Genomic DNA, 19,165 nt, shown 5'->3' on the forward strand with positions numbered 1-19,165 from the left:
GCGCAGAATCGCGAAAGAACAGAGTTCGCAATGAGACAACATGGATTACATGGATCTCACCGGATACGAGCTGGAGTCGCTACGCGCCGATGGAGATTTCTCGTTGTACCGTGCCCGGCAGCCCGGCAATCCCGTCTCGGTGTTGACACTGGTCGCGGCCCGGCCTGCGTCCAGAAGCGTCGCGCGCCTTGAGCGCGAATTCGCCTTAGCGCCCGTTCTCGATCCTCGCTGGGCCGCTCAACCGCTTGCGCTCAGCCATCACAATTCACTGCCGACGCTGGTTCTCGACGATCACGGTTACGAGCCGCTCGACCGTATCCTGCACGGACCACTCGAACTCACGCGCTTTCTGCGTCTCGCGCTCAATCTCGCGATTGTCGTCGGCCAAATGCACCGGTCGGGATTGATCCATAAGGACATCAAGCCCGCAAATGTACTCGTCGATGGAAACGACGAGATCCGTCTGACGGGCTTTGGCATCGCGTCCCAACTGCCGCAGGAGCGGCAGCCGCCTACGCCGCCTGAGGTTATCGCGGGCACGTTTGCCTATATGGCGCCGGAGCAGACGGGACGCATGAATCGTTCGATCGATGCGCGCAGCGATCTGTATTCACTGGGCGTCACGCTGTACGAGATGCTCACGGGGACGCTGCCGTTCAATGCATCGGACGCGATGGAATGGATCCATTGCCATATCGCCCGAAGACCGCCGCCGGCGGGCGAGCGGGGCGGCGCGATCCCGGCTGCCGTCGAAAGCATCGTCATGAAACTGCTCGCCAAGACGGCCGAGAACCGCTATCAGACCGCGGCGGGCGTGGAAGCGGACCTCAGAACCTGTCTTGCGGCATGGGAAGCGAACCGGCGCATCGACCCATTTCCGCCGGGCACGCACGACGCGTCCGACCGGCTGCTGATTCCCGAAAGACTCTATGGACGCGAAGCCCAGATCGACGCGCTGGTCGAGGCATTCGACCGTGTGGTGGCCAGCGGCAAGGCCGAGACGGTGCTCGTGTCGGGCTATGCGGGCATCGGCAAATCGTCGGTGGTGAATGAATTGCACAAGGTGCTGGTTCCGCCACGTGGCCTGTTCGCGGGCGGCAAGGTGGATCAGTACAAGCGCGATATCCCGTACATGACGCTGGCGCAGGCTTTTCAATCGCTTGTGCGCGAACTGTTGGGCAAGAGCGACGAAGAAGTGAGCCAGTGGCGATGTGATCTGATGGAAGCGCTGGGTTCGAATGGTGAGCTGATGGTGAACCTCATTCCCGAACTGGCGCTGATCATCGGCGAGCAGCCGCCGGTGCCGGTGCTATTGCCACGCGATGCGCAAAGCCGCTTTCAACTCGTATTCCGCCGCTTTCTGGGCGTGTTTGCGCGGCCCGAACATCCGCTTGCCCTGTTCGTCGACGATTTGCAGTGGCTCGATATGGCGACGCTCGATCTGATCGAACATCTCGCGACGCATCCGGAGGTCGGTCATCTGTTGCTGGTTGGCGCGTATCGCGACAACGAAGTCGGACCGTCGCATCCGTTCATGCGCACGCTCGGCCTGATCCGCAGCACAGGCGGGCGCGTGGAGGAAACCGTGCTCGCTCCGCTGTTGCCCGAGAGCGTGACCGAACTGATTGCCGATTCACTCCATTGCGAGCGGGAAGAGGCGCGGCCGCTTGCGCAACTGGTGCATCAAAAGACGGGCGGCAATCCGTTCTTCGCGATCCAGTTTCTGAAGACACTGGCAGAAGAAAAGCTGCTCGCGTTCAACGCCAGTACGGCGACGTGGACCTGGGATTTGCCGCGCATTCGTGCGAAGGGTTTTACCGAAAACGTCGCCGATCTGATGGCGGCCAAGCTTGGACGTCAGCCTGCCGCCACGCAAGATGCACTAAAAGAACTCGCGTGCCTTGGCAACATTGCCGAGGTCGCGACGCTCACGCTGGTGCAAGGCGGCACCGAAGAGGAAATCGACGCGAAGCTGTGGGACGCCGTCAGCGCGGGCCTCGTGTTCCGCGTGCAAAGCGCCTACAAGTTCGTGCACGATCGCGTGCATGAAGCGGCCTACGCGTTGATTCCGGAGGGCGAACGTGCCGCAGCGCATCTTCGTATCGGCCGCGTGCTCGCGTCGCGCAAGGCGCCGGAAGAACTCGAAGACGGCATCTTCGATATCGTGAATCATCTGAATCGCGGTGTCGCACTCATTACGACGCAGGAGGAGCGTGAGCGGGTTGTCGAGCTGAACGTGATGGCCGGAAAACGCGCCAAATATTCGACGGCTTATCTGTCCGCGCGCAATCATTTCGCGCAGGCCGCCGCGCTGCTTTCGGCGGATGCATGGACGCGATGCTATTCGCAGACCTTCGATCTCTATCTCGAACTCTCCGAATGCGAGTACCTGGTAGGTAACTTCGATACGGCCGATGCGATGTTCGACATGATCCTGGGTCAGGCGCACTGCAAACTGGATCGGGCCAAGGTGTACAGCCTGCGCATCAAGCTGTATCAGGTGGCGAGCAAGTACTACGACGGCTTTGCCGTTGCGGTCGGCGCGTTGCAGGATTTCGGGCTGGTTCTGCCAGAGAGCGACGACGACATTCAGCGCGCGGTCGAAGCCGAATTCCGCGACTTCTCCGCGATTCTCGGCGAGCGCGCCATCATCGATTTGCTCGATGCGCCAATGGCGACGGACCCGACGATGCAGGCAATCATCAATCTGCTCGTCGACGCAGTACCTTGCGCTTATATCGGGCGCCCGACGCTGTATCCGCTGGTCACGCTGAAGGCGGTCAATCTTTCCATGCGGCACGGCAACACCGACCAATCGGCGTTTGCGTACGGCGTGTATTCGCTGATGCTGGTTTCGGTTGTCGGCGACATCTCTTCCGCATTCCAGTTTTCCGAATTGTCGTTGCAGCTCAACGAAAAGTTGGGAAACGTACGCTTGCGGGGCACGCTGCTTCATCTGCACGGCGATCACGTCAATTTCTGGCGGCATCACTTTGCGACAGGCGTGCCCATTCTGGAGCGGGCTTTTACTGCATGCCTCGAAGTGGGCGATTTCGTGTACGGCGGTTTTCTCGCCTTCGAAACCGTATGGCAACTGATCGAGAAAGGCGATGCACTCGAGGATGTGCAGGCACGATCGGCGAAATACGCGGCATTCGCACGGCAGAGCCATAACGATGCCGTCTACGAAACGATCCGGCTCGAACAGCAGTTTGTCGCCAGTTTGCAGGGCAGATCGGCAAAACCGTTGAGGCTTGGCGACAGCACGTTCGACGAAGCGGCAAGCTTCGCCACGATCGTCACGGCGACGTTCGGCTGCGGCATCGTGTTCTATCACATCATGAAGCAGATACTCGCTTTCCTGAAAGGCGAGTACGCGGAATCGCTCGACTGCGCATTGCTCGCCGAACCCGTGCTGCCGGCTGCGATGAGCATGCCGATCGAGGCGACGTTTCACCTCTTTCATGCACTCGCGTTGACGGCGCTTTATCCGACGGCATCGAGCGCCCAGCAGCAGGCATACAGAGAGATCCTCAGTGCGAAGCTGCGCAAGTTCGAACTCTGGACCGCGAATTGCCCGGAGAACTTCCGCAATCGTCAGGCGCTGGTCCTGGCTGAGATTGCGAGGATAGAAGGGCGAGTCGCGGAAGCGATGGAGCTTTACGAAGAAGCGATTCATTCGAGTCATCAGCATGGCTTCATACAGAATGAAGCGCTCGCGAATGAACTCGCGGCGAGCTTCTATGCGGCGCGCGGCTTCGAGACGATTGCGAACACCTATCTCCGGAATGCCCGGTCGTGTTATCTGCGTTGGGGCGCGGATGGCAAGGTGCGCCAACTCGACGAGACGCACGCCGCATTGCGACAGGAGTTGCCGTCGCGTGCGGAAAACACGATCGCGACGTCGGTCGAGCAACTGGAGCTTGGGACGGTCGTCAAGGTTTCGCAAGCCGTGTTCAGCGAGATCGGCCTGAACGAACTGATTCACACGTTGATGGTGCTCGCGCTCGAACATGCGGGCGGCGACCGCGGCGTGCTGGTGCTGCCGGACGGCGACGAGCTGTGGATCGAAGCGGAGGCGACGACGATACGCGACACGGTGGATGTCCGTATGCCTCATGCGCGCGTCGCGCCTGCGGAAATGCCCGAGTCGATCTTGCGATACGTGATTCGCGCGAGAGAAAGCCTGCTGCTGGACGATGCAGCAGAACAAGGCCCTTTTTCAGGCGACGAGTACATTCAGCGGCGGGGCAGTCGTTCTATTCTCTGTCTTCCGCTTATCAAGCAGGCAACGCTGATCGGTGTTCTGTACCTTGAAAACACGTTGACGCCGCATGTCTTCACGCCGTCTCGCACAGCGGTGCTGAGACTGCTGGCATCACAGGCCGCAATTTCGCTGGAAAACGCGCGGCTTTACGCGGACCTTCAACGCAGCGAGCATCGCTATCGGCATCTCTTTAGCGAAACGCCGGTTGGCTTATGGCAGGTCGAGGCTCAAACGCTGATTACCATGCTGGCGGAGTTGCGCGCGCAGGGCGTGGAGAATCTGTCGGCGTATGTCGCTGAGCATCCGGAGTGGCTGGCGCGCGCGGCAGAGGCGCTGATTATCGAGGACGTCAACAACTACGCGATACAGATGTTCGGCGCACGAGACAGGAACGAGATGCTCGGCTCATTCTCATGGGTCTGGCGCGAAAGCCCCGCGACATTCGTTCATGCGCTGGAAAGCAGGTATTACGGCGAAGCGCTCTTTCAGGAAACGACGAAACTGCCGACCTTCGACGGCCGGACCATCGACGTGTTGTTCACCGTCGCGCGCCGTCGCATGAGCGACGATAAAGGCATGGCCGTGATCAGTCTGGTCGATATGACCGAGCGCATCCGTGCGCAAGAGATGCTTCAACGCGTGCAGGAAGATTTCGCGCACGCCGCGCGTATTTCGATGCTCGGCGAATTGACGGCATCTATTGCCCACGAACTGAAGCAACCGCTCGCCGCGATTGCGATGAATGGCCAGGCGAGTCTGAGCTGGCTCGATCGGGCTACGCCCGGCATTACGGAGGCGCTGGCTACGAACCGGCGCATCATCGCCGATGCACGCCACGCAGTGGACATTATTGGCCGCATTCGCGCGATGGCCGTGCGGCGGGCACCGGAACGTACGCTGGTGTCTCTCGACGATCTCATCGACGAGGCGCTCGTATTTTTGCGTCATGAAGTCAACTCACGTCATGTCACCGTGAAGCGTCAACTCGCCGATGGCACGCCCAAAGTACTCGGCGACCGCATCCAGTTCCAGCAGGTGATCGTGAACCTTGCCGTGAATGCAATACAGGCTATCGATCAGGCGCGCAGCCTGCAACGAGAAATCGCCATCACAGTCGCCGTGCATGATTCCGCCACGTTGCGGTGCTCGGTCGAAGATAGTGGTCCGGGTATCGCGCCTGAACATCTGCATAGCCTGTTCGAAAGCTTTTTCACGACCAAGGAGAGCGGCATGGGTATGGGTTTGCCCATCTGTCACTCCATCATTGAGACGCATGGCGGGACCATTTCCGCCGACAACGAGTCGGCCCTGGGCGGCGCACGTTTCTATTTCACGCTGCCGCTGGCGAGTGACAACCCGTGAAGGTGTGTGTGTGCTATTTCCGCAGGACTTTTACGTACTCTGTTTTTCTATCGTGTAACGCAGCCAGACCGCGCCGTGTTCCAGTTTCTCGATCGACTCGAGACTCAGATAGGTTGGCGCATGCCACTTGTCCATCGCCACTTCGAATGACGACGGATGTTCACAGCGGGCATCGACGAGCGGGATCAGCAATATACTGACTTCATCGACCAGCCCCGCATTCACAAAAGCGCCGCTCACGCGCGATCCGCCTTCCACAATCAGTTTCTTGACGCCGAGTTCAGCCGCCAGTGTTTGCACGACATGCGCGAGATCGATCTCGCTCTTTCCACCAAACATGTAAGAGACATTGATGGACTGGAGATACGCCAGGTAATCATCGGCGACTGCTTCCGTCACGACTTCGACGACGTGAGACTTGAGCGCAATATTGCTCTTCCATGCCACACGCCCTTGCGGATCAATGGAAATCGCGTACTGGCTCGCATTGCGGTCGACAAAATGGTTGGTGCGCGGGATCGGCGCCCTGGCGAGTCCTTTGGGATAGTCGTCGCCATGTGACACCTCCTGCATGGTCACACGGCCGCATATCCAGCCGTCCGCTTCGAATTTCGCGGCCGTCTCTTCGTACATGCCGAAAACGTACTTGCGTTGCCAGCCGTCGGTCAGACTGCGGCCATCGACGGAGGACATCATATGGGCGACTATATAAGGTTTCATGTCTGCACGTTCCATATCAGTTCGTTCGAATGGGTCCGAACGCGGGTTCAAACGCGCCGTACTAGTGTCGCGGCCTCAGATGAACTCCACGATTTGCCGGATCGCCTCGCCTTCGTGCAGAAGATCGAAGCCGTGATTGATGTTCTCGAGCGTCAGACGACCGGTAAGCAGCCTGTCGACGGGGAGGCGTCCTTGCATATACATGCTCATGTAGCGCGGAATGTCGCGTGACGGAACACACGTGCCGATATAACTGCCCTTCAGATTGCGCTCTTCTCCAACCAGTTTCGCCACCGACAGCCCGAACGTCGACGTAGGCGGCGGCAAACCCGCGGTGACCGTGACGCCGCCTCGACGCGTGACGTTGTACGCGAGACTCAGTGCGGGAATCGCGCCCGCGAATTCGAGTGCCCGGTCGACACCGCCAGAAGATACATCACGGATTGCGGCTTCCGTATCGGGGTCACGCGCATTGTAGACATGTGTCGCACCGAGAGAGCGCGCAAACTGCAGGCGCGAGTCGGCAAGATCCACCGCGATGACCTGTCGCGCGCCGGCCGCGATTGCGCCGATGAGCGCAGCCATGCCGACACCACCGAGACCGATGACAGCAATCGACATACCCGCCTTGAATTCGGCTGTGTTGATCACGGCGCCCATGCCTGTCAGTACCGCACATCCGAACAGCGCGGCCGTGTCGAGTGGTATGTCCGGGTCGATCTTCACAAGCGATCGACGCGATACCGTCGCATACTCCGCGAACACCGAACAGCCCAGATGATGATTGATGGGCTCCCCGTGATAATGCAACCGGCGCTCACCGGACAGCAGTGTGCCAGCAGTATTCGACTGCGCACCGGGCACGCAGAGCGCCGGCCGTCCCTCCGCGCACGGTTCGCAGTGACCGCAACTGGGAACGAAAACCGCGATTACATGATCGCCCGCCTGCAGATCGGGGACACCTGCTCCGACTTCTTCAACCACGGCCGACGCTTCGTGCCCAAGCGCCATTGGAAGCGGCCGCGGGCGGTCACCATTGATCACTGAAAGATCAGAATGACACAAACCGGCCGCCGAAATCTTGATGAGAACCTCCCCGGGGCCAGGTCCCTGCAGATCGAGCGTCTCGATGGTTAGAGGCTGGCTGTCGGCATATCTGGGTTTGGCGCCCGCAGCATTCAGCACGGCGGCTTTCACTTTCATGGGATCTCCAGCGCGGGCGTTCACATTGATGAGGCGGGACTGTTACGTGCCTGATTGCGACCCCCAACTTAGCGCACTTCACGAGAGGGTGTTGGCGCAAGTGCGTAGTGGCAAAGCGTGCGCTTTAGTAGAGTGTGCTTGAGTGCCTGATTCGTCTTGCCCGCCAAAGCGACGGCTGGGTACTGATGAGAAGTTATATCTGTATCAATTCCTCTCAATTATCTTGCGACATCGACCTGCCTATACTGGACCGCGCTGACGAAGCTGCTCGAATAATTAAGGAGACGATCATGTGCGAAAGAAAACCGGCCAACGACGCTGATGTAAAGCAACTCCTCGAAGGGTTGCCGACCAATTGGGGAAGATGGGGCGAGGACGATGAGATCGGTGCGTTGAACTACCTTCAGCCTGCTCAGGTGCTGCGCGGTATCCAGTCAGTTCGCAAAGGAAAGACCTTCACGTTGCAGGTCGAAATCGGGCACGAAAAAGGCGAACCGTTGTTTCCCGGACGGCGTCCGTCGATGCGCATGAACGTACTGGACAAAGGGCATTATCTGGCAGGAAAAGCACATTTCGATGGCAATGTCGAATATGCCGACGATGTGATCTTCATGCATGTTCAAGGCTCGACCCAATGCGACGCACTCGGGCACGTCTGGTACGACGACAAGCTATGGAATGGCTACGATGCACTCAGCACAATAGGCGGCCTGAGCAAGGCAAGCATTTTGCCGATTGCTCATCGTGGGATCGTGGGGCGCGCTGTTTTGATCGACATGGCGCGCTTTCGGGGCAAGCGGGTTCTGGAAAAGGGTGAGACATTCGATCATCTGGACCTGATGGAAGCGGCTCGCGCGCAAGGCGTCACGATCGAACCGCGCGACATCCTCGTTATACGAACCGGACTGATCGGCTCTTTCTACGAACGCGATTCGAATGAGTTCTATGAAGACTTCATCGAACCGGGTTTGACGTTCAGTCGTGAACTCGTCAACTGGTTCCATGAAATGGAGATTCCGTGCCTCGTCACTGACACGATGGGCAATGAGGTCACTGTCGATCCGGTATCGGGCGTCATGATCCCGCTTCACAACGCGTTGATGCGCAATCTGGGTGTCGTCTTTACGGAAGTGGTTCTTCTGGACGAACTGGCTGAGGACTGCGCGCAGGATGGTCAGTGGTCGTTCTTCTATGCCGCGGCGCCGCTGAAGATCGTAGGCGGTACGGGTGCGCCTGTGAATCCTGTTGTTGTGAAGTGACTGCACGCATCTGAACCGCGGCGCGACCGGCAGGGAAGTGTCATTCCGGTTAACCGCGGTTAATTTGAGTAAATCAGAAAGCGCTCGCGATCAGGCTGCATCGAGAGTGAGACATAAACCCGCGCGGAGCGCGCAGTACCCAATATAAGCACTCAGGTCATCGCTTGCTTCGAAAGTATAAAACTTGTACGTTGAGTCCATACTTTGATTGGAGACCAGCGTGACGCGTCCTTTGCGCACAAGAGCCGAACTGCTGACGTATCTCGTCATTTCGCAGATATTGCAAAAGAGCACAACTGCAGAGTGGCTGTCAGATGAACAGGTGGTTCTGGCCGCGCGCAGATGGCATCGCGTCAAAGGCGGTCGGGACGACTGGCTTGAGCGAATAAAAATAAGCGGCAGAGCGCGAGCGGTAGCGGAGAACCTTGCCGCATTTGTTCCATTGACGCTGACATGTCGCGGTGCAGTCGAGTTGTTTGCCGTTATCCCACGACTGGACTTTCGCGAACCCTATGTCCGCACTGTCTATCGATACTGCGTCGACTACATCGTCGATATGCAGACGACCATTTGAGCGAGCAGTGGTCAGAGCTTCGAAATTTCCCGCCAAAGGTCGATGCCGCCTTCCTTCGCAAACTGGTCGATCTCGTACAGCTCTTCGGCGCTGAAATGGAGGTTCTTCAAAGCGTCGAGCGAGTCGTCGAGTTGTTCGACGGTGCGTGCTCCAATGAGAGCGCTGGTGACGCGCGGATCGCGAAGTACCCACGCAATCGCCATTTGCGCGAGTGACTGGCCGCGTTGCCTCGCGATCGCCGCTAGCGCGCTGACGTTGTTCAGGTTCTCGTCGGAGAGAAATTCGGGCATGAAGCTTCCGCCGCGATTGAGTGAACGTCCACCGGGCGCGTCGCCACTAATATAGCGATCCGTCAACAGACCCTGTGCCAGCGCAGAAAACCCAATGCAGCCGATACCGAGTTCATCGAGCGTATCCAGCAAGCCGGTCTCTATGTGTCGGTTCAACATCGAATACGAAGGCTGATGGATCAGCAGGCGCACACCTTCGCTTTTGAGTAACGCATGCGCCTCGCGAGTGCGTTCGGGACTGTAGGACGACACGCCGACATACAACGCCTTACCTTGCCTGACGATCTGCGCTAACGCACTCATCGTCTCTTCCATGGGCACGTTCGGCCACGGACGATGCGCGTAGAAGATGTCGACGTAGTCGACCCCGAGTCTCTTGAGCGTCTGATCGATCGATGCGATCAGATATTTCTTCGATGCACCCGCGCCATATGGACCTGGCCACATGTCGTAACCGGCCTTGGAGGAGATGATCAGTTCGTTGCGCAGCATTCCCGGAAAGTCTTTGCGCAGAATCTCGCCAAAGTTGTCCTCGGCGCTGCCGGGAGGCGGGCCGTACATGTTCGCCAGATCAAAGTGCGTAACGCCTCGGTCGAATGCCCGCCGCACCACAGCTCGCGACGTTTCGAATACGTTCACTCCGCCGAAGTTCTGCCAGGTTCCCAATGAGATCGGCGGCAACACGAGGCCACTCTGGCCGCATTGGCGATAGACCGCGCTTTCGTACCGGTTTTCATCAGGTGTATAGGTCATGACTGTCCTCTGCGATCGGTTCGATCCCGGGACGTAGTCTATGCAAACACTAGCCTGAGCCCGCGCATGGCGTGCGCGACGGGAGACCGTGCGAAGTCGAAAGGTCGCTAGCGGGTAAACCCTTCCTTGCTCTTCTTCAACTTAGTTAATAACGTTTCATTTAAATTGAAACGAATTTCATCAATCGCGATTTGATACGACGAATGACTGTCGTGGAAAGTAACGTCCGCCGACGCAAACAGAGGACCCTATGGCACAGGCTGTCTATCGAGCCGCTAGCGCGCTGGCCGATCTCGATGGTTTTCGGGTTGAGTTTGCCGAGCAGGGTGCACGTGCCGATATCGTTCTCGATCGACCGCCGTTCAATCTCATCTCCGCCAATCAGTGTGCACAGATGTGTGCGGCCTTCGAAACGCTGGACCTCGATCCAGCTGTGCGCGTCATCGTGGTGCGGGCGTCGGGCGAACATTTTTCTCGCGGCGGCGATCGCGAGGAACTGACCGATATGTCGCGCGAGGACGCGTGCAAGCGCGCGTGGGATCTCGGTGCGCCGTCACGGTGCAGCAAGCCGGTAATTGCCGCAAATCACGGATATTGCTTCGGGGCGGCCTTTGAGCTTTCGCTGGCATGCGATTTCAGAATCGTCACCGACACCACTCTCTATGCACTGACAGCCCAAAAAATGGGGCAAGTGCCTGGTTACGAATGCGCAGTGCGTCTCCAGAGACTAGTGGGCTTTGCGCGACTGAAGGATGTCGTGATGCGCTCCCGGATAATCCGTGGCGTACAGGCCTACGATTGGGGGATGGTGACCGAGTTTGTCGTGGACAGCGACCTCGAACGCGCGACGACCGAACTGGCCCGTGAGCTACTGGCAATTTCGGCTCGTCCGCAGCGCGCAGCGAAGAAGCTGCTGAACGATACTGAAGACATGCCGATCGCAGCCGGATTCGACATCGAGCGTTTCAGCTTTAGATGACGTCCGGCGCCCGCATGGCATCGATCTTAGAGCTGGCAGCGGGTAAAAAAATCTGTCGATCATCTCCGGGTAGAACGGACAAAAGCAATCATTCTGGAAAGCCGCGATGCAGTGACCGCCACAGAATGACGGAGAGTGGCTTTTTGCGAGCGCAACGTCGCCGGCAAAAGTGTCATTGCCGAAGCACTCGAAGCGTCAACCGACGCATATCCGGAGAACAGCACATGCATATCCTCAGAAAACTGAACGTGCTCCTCGTATCGACCTCGCTTGGGATCGGCGCGGTGGGGCCAACATTTGCGCAGACCGACGCAGCGGCAGGCGCGATGGCATCGTCACCCGAGCCGACGAAGGCGCAGCGCAAGCAGGCACGTAAAGAGGCACGCGCCAAAAAGAACGCTGAACTGAAGAAGCTTGAAGACGCGGGCTATCAGCCCGGACGTGCAAGTGACCCGAACTACCCGCAGGATATACAGAACGCCGAGAAGAAAGCGGGTATCGGGCAAGGCACCAATCAATAAAGCCATTTCCGTTACGCATGCGTACGCGGGCACAGTCCGCGTACGGTTCCATGCTCCGCCGCTAACGAATAGCGCGCCACGCAAGCAATTGCATCACATACAAAAGTATAGGTCGGTGCATTTCATCGATAACACGCAAACCCTTTGTAGGTCTTGTTCGCATCCCATCGCAAGCATATCTTGAGTCGGCCGCAGTGCTTACGGATTCTTTGCAGCATGAGAGAAACCGGAGCGTTCGGGAGGCTGTGGCAATGGTCAATTCATGTGTGCATTGCACATATGCGTATCCGGAAACGGCTTTCCATAACGAGGAGGCCACTGCCGGAAAGGCTACGGTTCAGTCTCTTAACCGGATTTTTTAGGGTCGTCACGACCCAGGAGCTAGCGATGAGCGTCAGAAGCAGCTTGCTGAATGGTCCATTGGGCTTTGGGGCAGCGCCATTGGGAAACATGTTCCGCAACATCCCGCAGGAAGAGGCGCTGGAAACGGTCGAAGAAGCGTGGAAGCAGGGCGTGCGCTACTACGACACGGCGCCGTTCTACGGGGCCGGGCTGTCGGAACTGCGCGTCGGCGAAGCGTTGTCCAGGCACAAGCGCGATGAGTACATTCTGAGCACGAAGGTCGGCCGCATCATTCTGGATGAACTGGAGACAGGCAGCCGCGATTTCGGCGAGAAAGGTGGCCTTTTCGAATTCGGGCGGAAGAACAAGATTCTCTATGACTATTCGGAAAGCGGAACCTTGAAATCGATCGAAGACAGTTTGAAGCGGCTCAAGGTCGATCACATCGATTTCGTATGGGTTCACGATATTGCGCAGGACTTTCACGGCGACGCGTGGATCACGCAGTTCGATATCGCCCGTAAAGGCGCGTTTCCAACCTTGATGCGTTTGCAGGAGCAGGGCGTCATCAAAGGATGGGGACTGGGCGTGAATCGCGTCGAACCGATCGAACTGACATTGGCGCTATCGGATGCGAAGCCGAACGGCATGCTGGTAGCGGGACGCTATTCGCTGCTCGATCACGAACTCGCGTTGCAACGTCTGATGCCGGCGGCGCTGGAAAAGAAGGTCGATATCGTGATTGGTGGCCCGTATAGTTCGGGTGTGCTCGCCGGTGGTACGCATTTCGAGTATCAAAAGGCGCAGCCGGAGATCATCGAGAAAGTTGCACGTATCAAGGCGCTAACGGAGAAGCACAAGATTCCGATCAAGGCGGCTGCGCTGCAATTCTCTCTTGCGCATCCGGCGACGGCTGCTGTCATTCCTGGTGCGAGTCATCCCAGCCGCATTGCTGAAGATGTCGCCGCGTTGAGTGTGAAGATTCCCGATGACTTCTGGCGGGAAATGCGCGAGCAGCGCCTGGTGTCGCCGCTTGCACCCTTGCCTGTCGACCGGAAATAGGGAGGCGTCATGGCTGAAGCATCTTCAAGTATCGACATCGCACTGTCGGCGGATCAGGTGTGGCAACTGATTGGCGGCTTTGGCTCGCTACCGGACTGGTTGCCCTACATTCCGAAGAGCGAACTGAGCGAAGGCGGTCGTGTGCGGCATCTCGCGAATCCGAGCGGCGAGGCGATCGTCGAGAGGCTGATTGCATTCGACAATGCGGCACGCAGCTATAGCTATGCAATCCTGCAAGCGCCGTTTCCCGTCAAAGATTATCTATCGACGCTAAAGGTCGTCGATAAGGGCGGCACTTCGTGCCGTGTCGAATGGTCTGGCCGGTTCACGCCTACCACGGTTAGCGATCAGGAAGCGTCGAAGCTGTTTCAGGGGATTTACGACGATGGCCTGAAAGCGCTAGTCGAAGAATTGGCGAAGAAGAACAAATAACGATTCAGCGTGTAGAAATGGGGGCGCTCCAGACTGCCCGATGAGCGTTGGTTTCCGAACCAGCCGGGGAAGTCTGGAGCACGTTAAAGCCATGTGAATTTTCGCGAATTCTGACCAATGAACACGACCATCGAGATCGCTCCATTTGCCGGGAAAACATTCGAAGTACGCTATGCAGGACTCACTGCGCTGAATGCCTATGCTACTGACGGCGTCAATATGCGCTATGAAATTACGGAAGGTCCGTACAAAGGCGCTGCAGGCGAAGTGAAGTACGCGTGGCGACAGATCGCGCCAGGCATATTCGCTATTTCGTGGCAGGAAGCGGATCGTTCTACCGTCGTGCACATCGATGACTTTTATGAAGGCACGTCTTGTTCGTTCTTCACCACCGCGCAGCTTGAATTACATCGTCTGGAAGGGACGTTGCGGCAGGTTTGATCGGATTATGCGAAATGCGCGCGCGACCACTTTCAGATCAATCGAAGCACGATTCGATGAAGAAGCGCCTGCAGGTCGCGCCGCGTGTCGACCACGAGATGAATAAACACAATGTCGTCGCGCACCTGATAAATGATCCGGTTCTTGCCGGAGAGCGCTTGCATGAAGTTGTCTTCGATAAAACCTTCAAGCTCGGCGGGCAGATGTCCGCTTTCGGGAAACTGGCGAATGTGCGCAATGGTTTGCTGAATCTGCACGGACGTCTGGCGCCATGTCTCCCAACCGAATGTGCGAACGATGTAACTTCTCAACTCTTCGATGCCGATACGCGCAGTCGGCAGGATGCGATACGGAAGCAGCGGAGCCGGCATCAGCGAAGCTTTTCCTGACGGTCGAGTTCATCGAGTTCGGCGAAAAATTCGTCGCCGTCGACGTGGTCCCCGCGTTCGATCTGCTTCTGGCCGATTGCCAGGATTTTCAACAGGGCAATGGTCTGTTGTGTGGCTTCGTAGGTGCGCACATCCTGCACGACGAGTTTCGCTTCGCCGTTCTGCGTGATGATGAGCGGCTCGCCGGAGTCGGTCAGATCCTTGACGATTTGCGCCGCTTCGCTCTTGAGATAGCTGATCGGCTTCACGTGGTCGGCGATATGCATCGTGCGCTCCATTGCGGGCTTGTATCGGACTAAATATAGACTAAAATCGGTCCGACTGCAATAGTTACCACGTTTGCGCAGGCTTTTGCAGCCGCGTCGCCATGCGGCGTCGCTGCGCTCGTTCACGGCGTCCGCGCGGCCGCCTTTCGAACGGGATTGCGGTTAATTAACGTATATATCCCTCAGGTATATTTTATGTATATTTACCCGAAATCATTATCTCAGGTTATTCGTCGTGCCCAATCAGTCGGCTGATACAGGCCTTGTATTTCGCTTTGGTTCATTTCGGCTCATTCCATCGCAGCACACACTGCTCGATGGGGACGTACGCGTCCAGATTGGCGGCCGCGCGCTGGATCTGCTGACCGCGCTCGTCGAACGTCGTGGAGAGCTCGTCAGCAAGAAAGAGCTCATGGCGCATGCGTGGCCGCGTACCGTGGTCGAGGAAAGCAATCTCAAGGTGCACATCGCGGCGCTGCGCAAAGCGCTTGGCGAAGGACCGCAGGACCAGCGTTTTGTTGCCACGGTGGTGGGACGCGGCTATCAGTTCGTCGCGCGCGTCGAGCGTGAAGCGACGCCAGCAGCGGCATCGTCGTCGCCTGGACATGCCGGCGTGTCACACAACATTCCCGCAGCGTTGACCCGGCCGATCGGGCGTGCCGGCACGATCAGCGATCTGTTGACTCGACTCTCGCGCGTGCGGCTCCTGACGGTAGCGGGCCCCGGAGGAATTGGCAAAACGACGGTTGCATTGACCGTTGCCCACGAGATGGTGCAGAGCGGGCACGACGTCTGGTTCGTGAATCTGTCCCAACTATCGGACGCGAGCTTCGTGCCTCATGCCGTCGCCAATGCGATCGGTCTTGCCGTGCATTCGGACAACATACCGCAGGCGCTGGCCAGCTATTTCCGGCTTCGCAATCGACCGCAACTCGTCGTGCTGGACAGCTGCGAGCACGTGATAGAAGCAGCCGCGACTATCGCGGAGCATATGACGGCGGCGGCGCCGGAGATGCGTGTTCTCGCGACCAGCCGTGAGCCGTTGGAGGCAGTCGGTGAACACGTCTACCGGCTCGAACCGCTTGAAAGTCCGCCCAACTCGACGTGCACGACGATGGACGAAGCACTCCAGTATCCCGCCGTCGAACTGTTTGTCGAGCGTGCCGTTGCCGCTCGCGGCGATATCGCATTGTCCGATGAAGATGCATCCGTGGTGGCGCAAATCTGCCGCCGGCTCGATGGGATTGCACTGGCAATCGAACTTGCTGCTACGCGCCTGAACGCATTTGGCGCTCATGAGTTGCTCCAGCTACTCGACGACCGGTTTTCCGCGCTCGCGCTGGGGCGTCGCACGGCGCCTGAGCGGCAGAGAACGCTGCTGGCGACGCTCGACTGGAGCCATCAGCTGCTGCCCGACGTTGAGCGGGTTGTGCTGCGTCGTTTAGGCGTATTTCCCGGCGTGTTTTCGTTGGCCTCGGCGGCCGCCGTCGCGGGAGACGAGAACCTGCCGTACGCGAGCCTGATCGATGCAGTCGCGAGCCTTGTGGCCAAGTCCATGCTGTCGGCGAATGTTGGCAGCGACACCATGCGATATCGTCTGCTCGACACCACGCGGGACTACGCCAGACGCAAGCTCGTGGACGCGGATGAAATGGACATCGTCTCGAGGCGGCATGCCCTGCATTTCCGTGACATGTACGCGGCAGTGGAAGACTTCTGGATCAGACCGCCCGACACGCGTTGGCTGGACGGCCACATACATACGATCGACGATGTGCGGGCCGCGTTGAACTGGGCGTTTTCCGGGCGCGGCGACGCGTCGCTTGGCATCGCACTTACCGTGTCGGCGATACCCGCGTGGATCAGGCTTTCTTCGCTCGAAGAGTGCCGCAGTCGCGTTGCGCAGGCGCTTCATCAGACAGAAGCGGGTACGCCAGCACCCGACAGTCAGCAGATGAAGCTCTATACTGCGCTGGCTGCGTCGGCGCTGTACACGCGCGGGATGGTTTCGGAAGTCGACACTGCATGGACCAAGGCGCTGGAAATCGCAGAACAGCTGGGCGACAGGGAATATCAATTGCGTTCGATGTTCGTCGCCTGTTGCGGTTTCGTCTACGCAGGAAAGCATCGTGCCGCCGACGATCTGTTGAAGAAGTTCCGCGCCATTGCTAACGCGTCACGCGACGAGATTTCGATCTCGGAGGGCAGTCGCCTGACAGCGTTTGCGTGGCACCACATGGGGAAGCAGGCCGAGGCCAGGCATTTGCTCGAAGGTGTGCTGGCGTGGTACGCGGAACCTGGCCATCGGTCGCAACTCTCCGATAACCACGTCAAGGGACGCGAAGGTACGCGATCGTTGATGGCGAGTGTGCTGTGGTCAATGGGTCTTGCGGACCAGGCACTCGAGGAGGCGCGACTGGCGCGACACGATGCCGAGGAAAGCGGTCATACGCTAACCATCGGATATGTGCTCGTGTTTGCCTTCATTCCCATCGCGCTCTACGCGGGCGATATCGATGCGGCTGAGGAAGCCCTGGTCACGTTGCAGGAGAGTGTCGCGAAGCATGGGTTGGTGCTGTTCGATGCAATGGCGCGGGGCTTGCATGGCGCTTTACTGGTCGAGAAAAAGGACGCGGCGGGACTGGCGATTCTTCGCGACGCATTGGCGCAACTCAGGCGCGAGCACATCGGCATGCGCTATTCGATGTTCGCGGGCATGTACGCGCAAGGCCTGCTTTCGTTCGGACGTCACGCGCAAGCGCGAGCAACGATCGAGGATGCATTGGAGTGGTCACAGTTGCACGACGAACTCTGGTTCATACCCGAATTGATGCGGATCAAAGGCGAGATACTCGCTGCATCCGAAGGGCTCGACGCGCAAGGCGTATCTGAAGCGCTTTACACGCATGCTATCGAGATCGCGCAACAGCAAGGCGCGCTATTCCTCGAGCTACGCGCGGCCAGGAGTCTCGCTCGCCTCAAACACAGACAACACAAAACAGAGCAGGCGAAGTCCGTGCTTGCGGCGGTCTACGACAAGTTCACGGAAGGTTTCGCAATCGCTGATCTGAAAGAAACGCGAGCGTTGCTTGAGAGCTTTCATGCGGCGTGCAGGGGAATTGGATAACGGCGCGCTGTGATGCACCGCGCTGCGAGGCCGCAATGTGCCTCGCAGCGACAAGATCACACTTCGACGGCGATCCGGCCGTTTAACCCGGGCCAATCGGAATAGCCCGTGGAGTCGCCACCGTACCAGTATTCCTTGGGCGCTTCGGCCAAAGGCGCGCCGACGCGAAGCCGTTCGATCAGATCGGGATTCGCAATGAACGGTCGGCCGATGCTGAACAGGTCGGCGCTGCCTTCAGCCAACGTCTTCTCTGCAAGACCAAGCGTGTACTGGTTATTGGCGATATACGCGCCCTTGAAGCGTTCGCGCAGCGCCTCATAGCGAATGCCGTTCGAGGCCTCGCGACTCAACTGCGTCACGCCTTCGATGTCGTGCACATACAGCAGACCGAGATCCGACAGTGCATCCAGATAAGCACCGAATGTCTCCATCGTGTTGCTGTCGAGCGGAGTCTCGCCCGGTGCCGTCGTCACTGGCGAGATGCGAATGCCGACCCGATCCGCGCCCCAGACATCCACAACGGCTTTGACGACATCAAGAGGGAAGCGCAGACGGTTCTCGATCGAACCACCGTATTGGTCGGTACGGTGGTTCGTACTATCGCGGACAAACTGCTCCAGCAGATAGTTGTTCGCCGAGTGCACTTCGACGCCGTCGAAGCCAGCACGCTTCGCGTTTTCGGCGGCGCGGCGATAGTCTTCGACGATCAGCGCAATCTCGTGAGTTTCCAGTGCGCGCGGCGTGACAAAGTCCTTCATGCCGTCATGTACGCGAATCTGGCCACCCGGTTTGATCGCTGACGGTGCAACTGGCAGCGCGCCATCGTGCATGTCGGGATGGGAAATCCGACCAGTGTGCCAGAGCTGCAGGAATATCTTCCCTTCTTGCCGATGCACCGCTTCCGTCACCTTCTTCCAGGCGGTGATCTGGTCCTCGGTCCAGATTCCCGGCGTACGCGGATAGCCGCGCGCCTGCGAGGAAATGTTGGTCGCTTCCGTGACGATCAGCCCAGCGCCGGCACGCTGCGCATAGTAGTCGGCGGCGTACTCAGGGGGAACGCCCGCTTCGTTGGAGCGGCTGCGCGTCATCGGCGCCATGACCACGCGATTCTTCAGATGCAGTCCGCCGATGGTGACCGGTTGCAAAACCGGGCTGGAAATATTCTTCGACATGATATG

Annotated in this window: 15 protein-coding genes; 9 read left to right on the forward strand and 6 right to left on the reverse strand. The window is 58.5% G+C overall.

The features are described 5' to 3' along the window. The first annotated feature begins 40 nt into the window (after positions 1-40). Positions 41-5,629 carry an AAA family ATPase gene (locus tag G3O01_RS12390; RefSeq protein ID WP_346779175.1) on the forward strand — a complete coding sequence of 1,863 codons (5,589 nt, stop codon included), beginning with the start codon at positions 41-43 and terminating at the stop codon, positions 5,627-5,629. 30 nt (positions 5,630-5,659) lie between these two features. On the opposite strand, the gene G3O01_RS12395 is transcribed toward G3O01_RS12390, so the two are convergent. Together G3O01_RS12395 and G3O01_RS12400 are read right to left on the reverse strand one after the other, a co-directional pair. Further along, on the reverse strand, positions 5,660-6,349 hold the full coding sequence (locus G3O01_RS12395; protein WP_205804953.1) for a dihydrofolate reductase family protein: 690 nt from the start codon (positions 6,347-6,349) through the stop codon (positions 5,660-5,662). Positions 6,350-6,424: 75 nt separating this feature from the next. Beyond that, entirely contained in the window at positions 6,425-7,552 is a 1,128-nt protein-coding gene (locus G3O01_RS12400) for a zinc-dependent alcohol dehydrogenase family protein (protein WP_205804954.1), read from the reverse strand. A gap of 290 nt (positions 7,553-7,842) precedes the next feature. Between G3O01_RS12400 and G3O01_RS12405 the strand changes: the two genes are divergently transcribed. Both G3O01_RS12405 and G3O01_RS12410 read left to right on the forward strand, forming a co-directional pair. After that, positions 7,843-8,811: a cyclase family protein gene (locus G3O01_RS12405; RefSeq protein ID WP_205805168.1), complete on the forward strand. Its 969-nt coding sequence runs from the start codon at positions 7,843-7,845 to the stop codon at positions 8,809-8,811. A gap of 220 nt (positions 8,812-9,031) precedes the next feature. Beyond that, positions 9,032-9,385, forward strand: coding sequence for a hypothetical protein (locus G3O01_RS12410; RefSeq protein ID WP_205804955.1), 354 nt, complete (start codon positions 9,032-9,034; stop codon positions 9,383-9,385). Positions 9,386-9,396: 11 nt separating this feature from the next. Here the strand turns inward: G3O01_RS12410 and mgrA are convergent, their stop codons facing one another. Then, entirely contained in the window at positions 9,397-10,428 is a 1,032-nt protein-coding gene (mgrA, locus tag G3O01_RS12415) for an L-glyceraldehyde 3-phosphate reductase (protein WP_205804957.1), read from the reverse strand. Positions 10,429-10,678: 250 nt separating this feature from the next. On the opposite strand from mgrA, the gene G3O01_RS12420 reads away from it, so the two are divergent. The 5 genes from G3O01_RS12420 (at position 10,679) to G3O01_RS12440 (ending at position 14,205) form a co-directional block, all read left to right on the forward strand. Beyond that, complete coding sequence (locus tag G3O01_RS12420) at positions 10,679-11,407, forward strand: enoyl-CoA hydratase/isomerase family protein (protein WP_205804958.1); 729 nt, start codon at positions 10,679-10,681, stop codon at positions 11,405-11,407. A 224-nt stretch (positions 11,408-11,631) separates the two neighbouring features. Beyond that, entirely contained in the window at positions 11,632-11,928 is a 297-nt protein-coding gene (locus G3O01_RS12425; protein WP_205804959.1) for a DUF4148 domain-containing protein, read from the forward strand. Between the two features lie 387 nt (positions 11,929-12,315). Beyond that, on the forward strand, positions 12,316-13,332 hold the full coding sequence (locus G3O01_RS12430) for an aldo/keto reductase (protein ID WP_205804960.1): 1,017 nt from the start codon (positions 12,316-12,318) through the stop codon (positions 13,330-13,332). A 9-nt stretch (positions 13,333-13,341) separates the two neighbouring features. Next, positions 13,342-13,764 carry an SRPBCC family protein gene (locus tag G3O01_RS12435; protein ID WP_205804961.1) on the forward strand — a complete coding sequence of 141 codons (423 nt, stop codon included), beginning with the start codon at positions 13,342-13,344 and terminating at the stop codon, positions 13,762-13,764. 117 nt (positions 13,765-13,881) lie between these two features. Further along, positions 13,882-14,205 carry an adenylate cyclase gene (locus G3O01_RS12440; protein ID WP_205804962.1) on the forward strand — a complete coding sequence of 108 codons (324 nt, stop codon included), beginning with the start codon at positions 13,882-13,884 and terminating at the stop codon, positions 14,203-14,205. 32 nt (positions 14,206-14,237) lie between these two features. Here the strand turns inward: G3O01_RS12440 and G3O01_RS12445 are convergent, their stop codons facing one another. After that, entirely contained in the window at positions 14,238-14,576 is a 339-nt protein-coding gene (locus tag G3O01_RS12445) for a type II toxin-antitoxin system RelE/ParE family toxin (protein WP_205804963.1), read from the reverse strand. Continuing rightward, entirely contained in the window at positions 14,576-14,860 is a 285-nt protein-coding gene (locus G3O01_RS12450) for a type II toxin-antitoxin system Phd/YefM family antitoxin (protein ID WP_205804965.1), read from the reverse strand. Before G3O01_RS12450 ends, G3O01_RS12445 begins: the two co-directional genes overlap by 1 nt. A gap of 235 nt (positions 14,861-15,095) precedes the next feature. On the opposite strand from G3O01_RS12450, the gene G3O01_RS12455 reads away from it, so the two are divergent. Then, a complete protein-coding gene (locus G3O01_RS12455; protein WP_205804966.1) occupies positions 15,096-17,987 on the forward strand; it encodes a winged helix-turn-helix domain-containing protein in 2,892 nt (963 codons plus the stop codon). Positions 17,988-18,043: 56 nt separating this feature from the next. On the opposite strand, the gene G3O01_RS12460 is transcribed toward G3O01_RS12455, so the two are convergent. After that, positions 18,044-19,159 carry an alkene reductase gene (locus tag G3O01_RS12460; protein ID WP_205804967.1) on the reverse strand — a complete coding sequence of 372 codons (1,116 nt, stop codon included), beginning with the start codon at positions 19,157-19,159 and terminating at the stop codon, positions 18,044-18,046. Positions 19,160-19,165: the final 6 nt, after the last annotated feature.

Origin of the sequence: Burkholderia sp. Ac-20365, assembly GCF_017104715.1 — a bacterium.
Lineage (GTDB): Bacteria > Pseudomonadota > Gammaproteobacteria > Burkholderiales > Burkholderiaceae > Paraburkholderia.

What these genes read in the sequence shown, in the direction of transcription:
- G3O01_RS12390 (WP_346779175.1), top strand. Translation starts at nt 41, where the DNA reads ATGGATTACATGGATCTCACCGGATACGAGCTGGAGTCGCTACGCGCC.
- G3O01_RS12395 (WP_205804953.1), bottom strand. Translation starts at nt 6,349, where the DNA reads ATGAAACCTTATATAGTCGCCCATATGATGTCCTCCGTCGATGGCCGC.
- G3O01_RS12400 (WP_205804954.1), bottom strand. Translation starts at nt 7,552, where the DNA reads ATGAAAGTGAAAGCCGCCGTGCTGAATGCTGCGGGCGCCAAACCCAGA.
- G3O01_RS12405 (WP_205805168.1), top strand. Translation starts at nt 7,843, where the DNA reads ATGTGCGAAAGAAAACCGGCCAACGACGCTGATGTAAAGCAACTCCTC.
- mgrA (WP_205804957.1), bottom strand. Translation starts at nt 10,428, where the DNA reads ATGACCTATACACCTGATGAAAACCGGTACGAAAGCGCGGTCTATCGC.
- G3O01_RS12420 (WP_205804958.1), top strand. Translation starts at nt 10,679, where the DNA reads ATGGCACAGGCTGTCTATCGAGCCGCTAGCGCGCTGGCCGATCTCGAT.
- G3O01_RS12425 (WP_205804959.1), top strand. Translation starts at nt 11,632, where the DNA reads ATGCATATCCTCAGAAAACTGAACGTGCTCCTCGTATCGACCTCGCTT.
- G3O01_RS12430 (WP_205804960.1), top strand. Translation starts at nt 12,316, where the DNA reads ATGAGCGTCAGAAGCAGCTTGCTGAATGGTCCATTGGGCTTTGGGGCA.
- G3O01_RS12435 (WP_205804961.1), top strand. Translation starts at nt 13,342, where the DNA reads ATGGCTGAAGCATCTTCAAGTATCGACATCGCACTGTCGGCGGATCAG.
- G3O01_RS12440 (WP_205804962.1), top strand. Translation starts at nt 13,882, where the DNA reads ATGAACACGACCATCGAGATCGCTCCATTTGCCGGGAAAACATTCGAA.
- G3O01_RS12445 (WP_205804963.1), bottom strand. Translation starts at nt 14,576, where the DNA reads ATGCCGGCTCCGCTGCTTCCGTATCGCATCCTGCCGACTGCGCGTATC.
- G3O01_RS12450 (WP_205804965.1), bottom strand. Translation starts at nt 14,860, where the DNA reads ATGCATATCGCCGACCACGTGAAGCCGATCAGCTATCTCAAGAGCGAA.
- G3O01_RS12460 (WP_205804967.1), bottom strand. Translation starts at nt 19,159, where the DNA reads ATGTCGAAGAATATTTCCAGCCCGGTTTTGCAACCGGTCACCATCGGC.